Source organism: Bradyrhizobium iriomotense (assembly GCF_018129405.1).
GTDB classification, from domain to species: Bacteria; Pseudomonadota; Alphaproteobacteria; order Rhizobiales; family Xanthobacteraceae; genus Bradyrhizobium; species Bradyrhizobium iriomotense_B.
The window spans coordinates 20,046-28,870 of the sequence record NZ_JAFCLP010000037.1; the positions used below are offsets into that span (position 1 = coordinate 20,046).

Here is an 8,825-nt window from a genome sequence, read left to right on the forward strand (position 1 = left end):
CTCCCTTACACGCGGCCGAGCGCGAAACCGCGCGCGATGTAGTTGCGGACGAACCAGATCACCAGCGCGCCCGGAATGATGGTGAGCACGCCAGCGGCCGCGAGCAGGCCCCAATCCATGCCGGCCGCCGACACCGTGCGCGTCATGATCGCGGCGATCGGCTTGGCCTGCACCGAGGTCAGCGTGCGCGCGAGCAGCAGTTCGACCCAGGAGAACATGAAGCAGAAGAAGGCGGCGACGCCGATGCCGCTCGCGATCAGCGGCACCAGGATCTTGATGAAGAAGCGCGGGAAGGAATAGCCGTCGAGGAAGGCGGTCTCGTCGATCTCGCGCGGCACGCCGGACACGAAACCTTCGAGGATCCACACCGCGAGCGGAACGTTGAAGATGCAGTGCGCGAGCGCGACGGCCCAGGGCGTATCGAAGAGGCCGATCGCCGAATAGAGGTTGAAGAACGGCAGCGCGTAGACTGCCGCAGGCGCCATGCGGTTCGACAGCAGCCAGAAGAACAGATGCTTGTCGCCGAGGAAGCGGTAGCGCGAGAAGGCGTAGGCCGCCGGCAGCGCCACCGAGATCGAGATGATGGTGTTGAGGACGACGTATTCGAGCGAATTGATGTAGCCGGAATACCAGCTCTCGTCGGTGAAGATGCGCTTGTAGTGCTGCAGCGTCGGGGTGTGCGGCCACAGCGTCATCGTCGAGACGATCTCGCTGTTGGTCTTGAAGCTCATGTTGACGAGCCAGTAGATCGGCAGCAGCAGGAAGACCAGGAACAGCCCCATGATGAGGCGGCGGCCGGGGATCGAATGCATCAGGCCACTCCTTCCTTTGGCTTGAGCGCGGGCACGGGCTTGAGCGCGGCCGAAGGCTTCGGCTCCGCCGCCGGCTCGCTCTCCGTCTGAACCTTGCGTTCGACACCGGCATTGGTCATGACGGTGTAGAAGATCCAGCAGACGATCAGGATGATGAGGTTGTAGACCAGCGACAGCGCGGCGGCCTTGCCGAGATCGAACTGGCCGAGCGCGATCTTGACGAGCTCGATCGACACGAAGGTGGTGGAGTTGCCGGGGCCGCCGCCCGTCACCACGAACGGCTCGGTATAGATCATGAAGCTGTCCATGAAGCGCAGCAGCACCGCGATCAGCAGCACGCGGTTCATCTTCGGCAGCTGGATCGCCTTGAACACCGCCCAGCGCGAGGCGCCGTCGATCTGCGCCGCCTGGTAATAGGCGTCCGGGATCGACTTCAGGCCGGCATAGCAGAGCAGCGCGACGAGGCTGGTCCAGTGCCAGACGTCCATCACGATGACCGTGACCCAGGCGTCGACCTCGTTGGAGACGTAATTGTAGTCGATGCCGATGGCGTTGAGCACATAGCCGAGCAGGCCGATGTCGGGCCGGCCGAAGATCTGCCAGATCGTGCCGACCACGTTCCACGGAATTAGCAACGGCAGCGCGAGGATGATCAGGCAGGCCGCCACCGTCCAGCCCTCGCGCGGCATCGACAGCGCGACGACGATACCGAGCGGCACCTCGATGGCGAGGATCACCAGCGAGAAGAACAGATTGCGGCCGAGCGAGGCGAGGAAGCGGCCGCCGAGATCGGTCGAGGGATCGAGCAATTCCTTGAACCAGCCGACGCCGTTCCAGAAGAACTGGTTGTTGCCGAAGGTGTCCTGCATCGAATAGTTCACCACCGTCATCAGCGGCAGCACCGCGGAGAAGGCGACGACCAGGAACACCGGCAGCACCAGGAACCAGGCTTTTTGGTTGACGGTCTTGTCCATCAGGCGGCTCCCTCCACCAGAAGGCTATCGGCATAGACATGCACGTGCGACGGATCGAATTTCAGCCCGGCGCTGCCGTCGGATGATGTGAAGCCAGCGGGCGCGCGCGCCGCGAGCTTGGCATCGCCGAGGCGCGTCCGCGCGAAACGGATGCGACCGAGATCGTCGATGCGCTCGATCCTGGCGGTGAGCAGGCCGGGCGCGGGCGCGACCACCTCGACGAATTCGGGGCGCACGCCGATCTCGATTTTGGCACCGGCCGGTAGGTTGTCGTAGCTGCGGTTCAGCGCGATGACATGGCCGTCGATCAGCGCCTCGCGTCCCCTCACCTCCGCCGGCAGGATGTTCATGCCGGGCGAGCCGATGAAATAGCCGACGAAGGTGTGCGCCGGCTTGTCGAACAGCTCGGCCGGCGTGCCGCTCTGCACCACGCGGCCGTCATGCATGACGACCACGGTGTCCGCGAAGGTCAGCGCCTCGGTCTGGTCGTGGGTGACGTAGATCATCGTGAGGTCGAGCTCGCGATGCAGCGCCTTCAGCTTGGACCGGAGCTGCCATTTCAGCTCGGGATCGATCACCGTCAGCGGCTCGTCGAACAGCACGGCGGCGACGTCTGAGCGGACGAGACCGCGGCCGAGCGAGATCTTCTGCTTGGCATCGGCCGTAAGCCGCGTCGCCTTGCGATTGAGATAAGGCTCGAGGTCGAGCAGGCGGCCGATCTCGGCGACGCGCCTGTCGATATCGGCCTTCGGCACGCCGCGGTTCTTCAGCGGAAACGCCAGGTTCTGGCCCACCGTCATGGTGTCGTAGATCACCGGAAACTGGAACACCTGGGCGATGTTGCGCTTCTGCGTTGACAGCGGTGTGATGTCCTTGCCGTCGAACAGGATCTTTCCGCGCGACGGCGTGATGATGCCGGAGATGACGTTGAGCAGGGTGGTCTTGCCGCAGCCGGATGGTCCGAGCAGCGCGTAGGCGCCGCCCTGCCGCCAGGTCATGGTGACCGGCTTCAGCGCAAAGCTCTCCTGCGGCGCATCATTGCCGCCGTAGGAATGGGCGAGATCGACGAGGTCAATGCGGGCCATGGCGCACCTCCCCCTTAAGAGCCTGGAGCGGCGACCAGGCGGTCAGCCGCATCGAACACAAACACATCATTCGGATCGAGCACGGCATCGATGGTCTGACCGGGCTCGAACTCGTGCACGCCGTGCAGCACCGCCACCCAGTTCAATCCGTCGCGGGTTAGATGCACAAAGCTCTCCGAACCGGTGATTTCGGTCACCGTCACCGTGGCATGGAAGGCATGGCGGTCGGCCTCGCCATTGGCAAGCCCGAGCTGATGAGCGCGGAAGCCGACGCGATAGGCGCCGTCGGCCAGCGACGAATAGAGACCCGAGGCCGGCGACGCCGTGCCCCCGGCATATTGCACAGAGCCGTTCTTCTTCTCGATGCCGACGAGATTGAGCGGCGGATCGGAAAACACCTGCGCGACGCGGAGCGTCTGCGGCCGGCGGTAGACGTTGGCGGTCTCGCCCATCTGCAGCGCCTGGCCCTCCCACATGCACACCGTGTTGCCGCCGAGCAGCAGCGCTTCGGTCGGTTCGGTGGTGGCATAGACGAAGATCGCGCCGGAGGCTTCGAAGATGCGCGGCAGCTCGGCGCGCAGCTCCTCGCGGAGCTTGTAGTCGAGATTGGCGAGCGGCTCGTCGAGCAGCACGAGATCGGCGTCCTTGACCAGGGCGCGCGCAATCGCTGTGCGCTGCTGCTGGCCGCCGGAGAGCTGGAGCGGGGTACGCTTCAGGAACGGCTCGAGCCGCAGCAATTTTGCCGCTTGCGCGACGCGCGCGTCGATCTCCTCGCGCGGCTTGCCCTGCACGCGCAAAGGCGAAGCGATGTTCTCGTAGACCGTGAGCGAGGGGTAATTGATGAACTGCTGATAGACCATCGCGACCGAACGCTGGCGCACGTCGGCGCCGGTGACGTCCTTGCCGTTGACGAGCACCCTGCCCGTGGTCGGCTTGTCGAGGCCGGCGAGCAGCCGCATGATCGAGGTCTTGCCCGACAGCGTCGGCCCAAGCAGCACGTTGAGCGTGCCGCTCTCGAGCGTCAGCGAGACGTCGCGGATGTGCTCGACACCGTCGACGGTCCGGGTCACGTGATCGAGTGTCACGGTCATGAGCGTCCTCCCGCTTCCAGCAGGGGACTTTGCGGCATAGCGTGGGCCCTGATCCAGTCGTCAAGCGCCGCGATCTCGTCGGCAGATAGTCGCAGGCCGAGCTTGGAACGGCGCCAGACGATGTCCTCCGCGGTGACGGCCCATTCGTTGGCCGTGAGGTAGCGGACCTCGCGCTCGGTCAGCGTGGCACCGAAGGCCTGGCCGAGATCCGCGGCCGATTTCGCATCGCCGAGCAGCTTGATGGCGCGGGTGCCATAGGCCCGCGCCAGGCGCCGCGCATGCTCATGGCCGAGGAAGGGATAGCCGCGCTGCAGCTCGCCGATCAGGCCGTCGATATCGGACACGTTCATGTCGCCGCCCGGCAGCGGCCATTTTCCGGTCCAGCCCTCGCGCGCCTTCGCGCTGCGCAGGTAAGGCGAAAGCCGCTCCAGCGCCTCCTCGGCGAGGCGGCGATAGGTCGTGATCTTGCCGCCGTAGATCGACAGCAGCGGAGAGCCGCCGGGCGTGTCGAGTTCGAACACGTAGTCGCGCGTTGCGGCCTTGGCTTCGCTCGCGCCGTCGTCATAGAGCGGACGCACGCCGGAATAGGTCCAGACCACATCGTCGGGCGTCACGGGCTTCGCCAGATATTCGCTGGCGGCCTTGCAGAGATATTCGATCTCCTCCGGTGTCGCCTTCACCTTGGCGGGATCGCCGTCATAGTCGCGATCGGTGGTGCCGATCAGCGTGAAATCGTCCTGGTATGGGATCACGAAGATGATGCGGCCGTCGGCGTTCTGGAACATGTAGGCGCGGTCGTGGTCGTAGAGCTTCTTGACCACGATGTGCGAGCCCTGCACCAGCCGCACTTTTGCCTTCGCATTGACGCCGGCGCCGCGGCCGAGCACGTCCTCGACCCAGGGGCCGCCGGCATTGACCAGCGCTTTCGCCCGGATCTGCGAGCGCTCGCCGGTGAGCATGTTGAGCATGCTGACGGTCCAGACACCGTCGGCCTGGCGAATCTCGGTGGCGCGGGTGCGGGTGCGGATCTCGGCGCCCTTGTCGGCGGCATCGCGCGCGTTGAGCACGACGAGGCGGGCGTCGTCGACGAAGCAGTCCGAATATTCGAAGGCGCGGCTGTAGCGATTCGGGATCAGCGGCTTGCCGACCTCATCGCGCTTGAGATCGACCGAGCGTGTGGCGGGCAGCAGATGGCGGCCGCCGATGTGATCATAGAGGAAAAGGCCGAGGCGCAGCAGCCAGGCGGGGCGGAGCCCTGCGTGATGCGGCAGAACGAAACGCAGGGGACGGATGATGTGGGGCGCGATGCCCCAGAGAATTTCGCGCTCGATCAGCGCCTCGCGCACCAGCCGAAACTCGTAATATTCGAGATAGCGCAGGCCGCCATGCACCAGCTTGGTCGACCAGGACGACGTCCCGCTCGCCAGATCGTTCATTTCGCACAGGAAAACCGTGTTGCCGCGGCCCACCGCATCGCGCGCGATGCCGCAGCCGTTAACACCGCCTCCAATGATGGCGAGATCGAAAATACGCTCCAACAGACGCATCCCCCGGCGACCGCCCGTTCCTTCGAGCGGCTACTTTCGTTTTTGATTAGATCACACCGAAAAACGAAAGCAAGATGAAAGAGAGGCGAAAGGAAGTGAAAGAGGAACTTTTTCAACGGCAATGAGGCGAGGAAATCAGCAGCCGAACGGACAGATTTAGGGGCAACCAGCTTGGTTGAACGGCAGGCTGACGTGGTCCACTTAGCCAGCGCGCTTATGGACTTGAATGTAGCAACATCTCTACATAGATTTCGAAAGCGGAGCATCGACACGGCTAGGAGGCTCAGCTCAGACGATGGTGACCACCCTGACCAGCCGAGAATTCAATCAGGATACCAGCGGTGCCAAGAAGGCAGCATCGCAGGGACCCGTCTTTATTACGGACCGCGGCCGCCCGGCCCACGTCCTGCTGACTATCGAGGATTATTTGCGCCTGAGCGGCGGACACATGAGCCTTGCGGAAGCTCTGGCGCAGACGAACGCGGATTTTGATTTCGATCCGCCTCGCGTTGACGAGGGGATCTTCAGGGCCGCTGATCTCGACTGATGTTTCTGCTGGACACCAATGTCATTTCCGAATTGAGACGACCGGATAAGGCCGATCGGCACGTCGTCGCTTGGGCCAACGCAACTCCAGCGGCCAATTTTTTCATCTCCGCCATTTCGATTCTGGAGATCGAACTTGGCGCAGGCCTGATCGAACGCAAGGACGCGGCGCAAGGTGCAGTCTTACGCAGCTGGATCAACAATCAAATTCTGGCTCGTTTCGAAGGCCGGATCCTGGCGATCGACACGTCCGTCGCGCAGCGTTGCGCACAACTTCACGTGCCCAACCCGCGGGCTGAACGCGACGCCCTCATTGCGGCAACCGCGCTTGTTCACGGCCTGACGGTCGTTACGCGCAATGTGGGGGATTTCGAACCTATGGGCGTGACGCTGCTGAACCCGTGGACCGGCACCTAAATCTTAGCGCAACCGCACAACCGGTGCGGCTTCCGGCGCGGCTTCCTGGGCATCGGCCGGCGGATCATCAATGTCGGCCCCCTTCGGCATCGCCTCGACCACCTCGATGCCCTTGCTGTGGCAGATGGTGGCGAGGCGCTCGGGCAGCTCCTGGTCGGTGACGAAGGTCTGGATCTGGGTGATGTGGGCGATGCGCACCGGCGCGCTGCGGCGGAGCTTCGTGGAATCGGCGACCAGCATGACACTGCGGGCATTGGCGATGATGGCCTGCGCCACCTGCACCTCGCGATAATCGAAGTCGAGCAGCGCGCCCTCCTCGTCGATCGCGGACGCACCGATGATGGCGTAGTCGACCTTGAACTGGCCGATCAGCTGCGTCGCGGTCGAGCCGACCACGGCGCCGTCGGCCCGCCGCACCGTGCCGCCGGCGACCACCACCTCGATGCGGGGATGGCGGTACAGCAGCATCGCGACATTGAGGTTGTTGGTGATGACGAGCAGATCCTCATGCGAGGTCAGCGCGCTCGCGACCTCCTCGGTCGTGGTGCCGATGTTGATGAAGAGCGAGCAGCCATTCGGGATCAGCGACGCCGCGGCAGCCCCGATCGCCTTCTTTTCGTCGGCGGCGACGAAGCGACGCGCCTCATAGGCGAGGTTCTCTACGCCGGAGGCGATGATGGCGCCGCCATGGATGCGGGTCAGCGACCTCCGCTCGCAGAGATCGTTGAGATCCTTGCGGATGGTCTGCGCCGAGACCTCGAACCGGCGCGCGAGCTCCTCGACCATGACGCGGCCGGAGGCGCGCGCGATGTTGAGGATTTCGGCTTGGCGATGGGTCAATCCGGTCACGGCAACGGCCTCAAATCAGAATGATGCATGGTGCGGCGGTTCGCGCCTTCGGTCAATGCGCGCGCCGATCACGGTTAACGGATGGAGGGCCCTCACCACGCCATTTCTTACCAAGTCATGACGCTCGCAAGGCGTGCGAGCAGCGCCGGATCGTCGAAGGCGCTGGCGGACGTGACCGCGCCGGCCCCAACAAGATCGGCATGGCTGAGACTGGTCCGGATGCCGACGGTCGGAATTCCGGCTGCCGCAGCGGATTGCACGCCGGTACGGGAGTCCTCGAATGCGATCGAGGTCTCCGGCCTCGCGCCGACGAAACGCAGCCCTTCCTGATAGGGCAGCGGATGCGGCTTGCCGTGCGGCAGCTCGGCACCGATCACGAGCGCCTTGAAGCGATGCGTGATGCCGAGGCCGGCGAGCAGCAGCTCGGCGTTGAGACGCGGCGCATTGGTCACGGCAACCATGGGGATGCCGGCGCCGTCGGCCCGGTCGAGCAGCGCCATCAGCCCCGGCAGCGGTGCGATCTGTCCGGCCACGAGCGTGCGGAAGACCTCCTCCTTCTCATCGAGGATCGAGGCGCGCCGCTCCGGTGCCTCGTGGGGCAGAAAGCGCTCACCGATCGCGACATTGGCGAAGCCTTGCAGCTCTCTCGAGAAGCGTGCGTGATCGAAGACATGGCCGTGAGGGCCGAGCACCTGGTTGAAAGCCTTGAGGTGCAACGGATCGGTGTCGGCGAGCGTGCCGTCGATGTCGAACAACAGCGCCCTGCCCATTGCATCGTGTTTGGCCTCGATCATTTCCGTACTTTCCCAAATGCGCGATACATCGATGCGCGAGACGTATCAATATGACCTCGACCGCGCAATGACGCATCCACATGACCACGACGTGACACTCGACAAAGTCGCGCGCGGCTGCAACACTCTGGCCAAGACCAAAAAGGAGGAAACGATGACGATCAACCGACGCGATCTGGCTCTCTCGACTCTGGCGGTTTCCGCGCTCGCTCTCACCACATCGGCGCTGGCCGCTTCAGCGGACGAGGACGCCGTGGCGAAGAAGGTCGAGGCCTTCCGCCTCGCCCAGATCGCGGCCGACCCGAAGGCGCTTGGCACGCTGTGCTGGGACGATCTGAGCTACAGCCATTCCAGCGGCAAAGTCGAAGACAAGGCGACCTTCATCGCCAACGCCACCGACGGCAAATCAAAATTCCTGTCGATCGAATACAAGGACCCGACCATCAAGATCGTCGGCCCCGCCGCAATCGTGCGCTTCCACTGGCTGGGGGAACAGGAAATGGCAGCCGATGGGAAAAAAGTATCCACCAATCTTCACATCCTGATGAACTGGCAGAAGCAGGGCGACGAGTGGAAGCTGCTCTCGCGCGCCGCGACGAAGTTGTGATGGCGTTCTTACCCTCTCCCCTTGCGGGCTACGAGATTCACACATTTCGGAGGCTCCAACCATGCTTGATGGCGTGGAACTGGGTGAGGCCTCTGATCATGAC

At 64.0% G+C, this 8,825-nt stretch carries 10 protein-coding genes; 3 read left to right on the forward strand and 7 right to left on the reverse strand.

The annotated features are described in order from the left end of the window. Nucleotides 1-5 precede the first annotated feature (5 nt). Genes JQ592_RS37360 through glpD form a run of 5 tightly spaced genes read right to left on the reverse strand, consistent with a single transcriptional unit; the run spans nucleotide 6 to nucleotide 5,509 of the window. Nucleotides 6-812, reverse strand: a complete 807-nt coding sequence (locus tag JQ592_RS37360; RefSeq protein ID WP_211407701.1) for a carbohydrate ABC transporter permease — start codon at nucleotides 810-812, stop codon at nucleotides 6-8. Next, nucleotides 812-1,786, reverse strand: a complete 975-nt coding sequence (locus JQ592_RS37365) for a carbohydrate ABC transporter permease (protein ID WP_211407702.1) — start codon at nucleotides 1,784-1,786, stop codon at nucleotides 812-814. Before JQ592_RS37365 ends, JQ592_RS37360 begins: the two co-directional genes overlap by 1 nt. Next, nucleotides 1,786-2,871: an ABC transporter ATP-binding protein gene (locus JQ592_RS37370; protein ID WP_211407703.1), complete on the reverse strand. Its 1,086-nt coding sequence runs from the start codon at nucleotides 2,869-2,871 to the stop codon at nucleotides 1,786-1,788. The genes JQ592_RS37365 and JQ592_RS37370 overlap by 1 nt, the downstream gene beginning before the upstream one ends. A gap of 14 nt (nucleotides 2,872-2,885) precedes the next feature. Then, nucleotides 2,886-3,962 carry an ABC transporter ATP-binding protein gene (locus JQ592_RS37375; protein ID WP_211407704.1) on the reverse strand — a complete coding sequence of 359 codons (1,077 nt, stop codon included), beginning with the start codon at nucleotides 3,960-3,962 and terminating at the stop codon, nucleotides 2,886-2,888. Continuing rightward, the gene (gene glpD, locus JQ592_RS37380; RefSeq protein WP_211407705.1) at nucleotides 3,959-5,509 is read right to left on the reverse strand and encodes a glycerol-3-phosphate dehydrogenase; all 1,551 of its coding nucleotides are present in this window, start codon (nucleotides 5,507-5,509) and stop codon (nucleotides 3,959-3,961) included. The genes JQ592_RS37375 and glpD overlap by 4 nt, the downstream gene beginning before the upstream one ends. Nucleotides 5,510-5,804: 295 nt before the next feature. On the opposite strand from glpD, the gene JQ592_RS37385 reads away from it, so the two are divergent. Next, nucleotides 5,805-6,056 (forward strand): type II toxin-antitoxin system prevent-host-death family antitoxin, encoded by a 252-nt coding sequence (locus JQ592_RS37385; protein ID WP_211407706.1) that lies wholly within the window; start codon nucleotides 5,805-5,807, stop codon nucleotides 6,054-6,056. Beyond that, nucleotides 6,056-6,472, forward strand: a complete 417-nt coding sequence (locus JQ592_RS37390; RefSeq protein WP_211407707.1) for a type II toxin-antitoxin system VapC family toxin — start codon at nucleotides 6,056-6,058, stop codon at nucleotides 6,470-6,472. The genes JQ592_RS37385 and JQ592_RS37390 overlap by 1 nt, the downstream gene beginning before the upstream one ends. A gap of 3 nt (nucleotides 6,473-6,475) precedes the next feature. Here the strand turns inward: JQ592_RS37390 and JQ592_RS37395 are convergent, their stop codons facing one another. After that, the gene (locus tag JQ592_RS37395; RefSeq protein WP_211407708.1) at nucleotides 6,476-7,321 is read right to left on the reverse strand and encodes a DeoR/GlpR family DNA-binding transcription regulator; all 846 of its coding nucleotides are present in this window, start codon (nucleotides 7,319-7,321) and stop codon (nucleotides 6,476-6,478) included. A gap of 107 nt (nucleotides 7,322-7,428) precedes the next feature. Next, a complete protein-coding gene (locus JQ592_RS37400) occupies nucleotides 7,429-8,115 on the reverse strand; it encodes an HAD family hydrolase (protein ID WP_211407709.1) in 687 nt (228 codons plus the stop codon). Between the two features lie 154 nt (nucleotides 8,116-8,269). Here JQ592_RS37400 and JQ592_RS37405 point away from each other — a divergent pair, with 154 nt between their 5' ends. Further along, entirely contained in the window at nucleotides 8,270-8,722 is a 453-nt protein-coding gene (locus JQ592_RS37405; protein ID WP_211407712.1) for a nuclear transport factor 2 family protein, read from the forward strand. Nucleotides 8,723-8,825: the final 103 nt, after the last annotated feature.

Excerpts from the sequence above, each read along its gene's own strand:
- JQ592_RS37405 (WP_211407712.1), top strand. The coding sequence starts at position 8,270 with ATGACGATCAACCGACGCGATCTGGCTCTCTCGACTCTGGCGGTTTCC.
- JQ592_RS37385 (WP_211407706.1), top strand. The coding sequence starts at position 5,805 with ATGGTGACCACCCTGACCAGCCGAGAATTCAATCAGGATACCAGCGGT.
- JQ592_RS37400 (WP_211407709.1), bottom strand. The coding sequence starts at position 8,115 with ATGATCGAGGCCAAACACGATGCAATGGGCAGGGCGCTGTTGTTCGAC.
- JQ592_RS37365 (WP_211407702.1), bottom strand. The coding sequence starts at position 1,786 with ATGGACAAGACCGTCAACCAAAAAGCCTGGTTCCTGGTGCTGCCGGTG.
- glpD (WP_211407705.1), bottom strand. The coding sequence starts at position 5,509 with ATGCGTCTGTTGGAGCGTATTTTCGATCTCGCCATCATTGGAGGCGGT.
- JQ592_RS37390 (WP_211407707.1), top strand. The coding sequence starts at position 6,056 with ATGTTTCTGCTGGACACCAATGTCATTTCCGAATTGAGACGACCGGAT.
- JQ592_RS37370 (WP_211407703.1), bottom strand. The coding sequence starts at position 2,871 with ATGGCCCGCATTGACCTCGTCGATCTCGCCCATTCCTACGGCGGCAAT.
- JQ592_RS37360 (WP_211407701.1), bottom strand. The coding sequence starts at position 812 with ATGCATTCGATCCCCGGCCGCCGCCTCATCATGGGGCTGTTCCTGGTC.
- JQ592_RS37375 (WP_211407704.1), bottom strand. The coding sequence starts at position 3,962 with ATGACCGTGACACTCGATCACGTGACCCGGACCGTCGACGGTGTCGAG.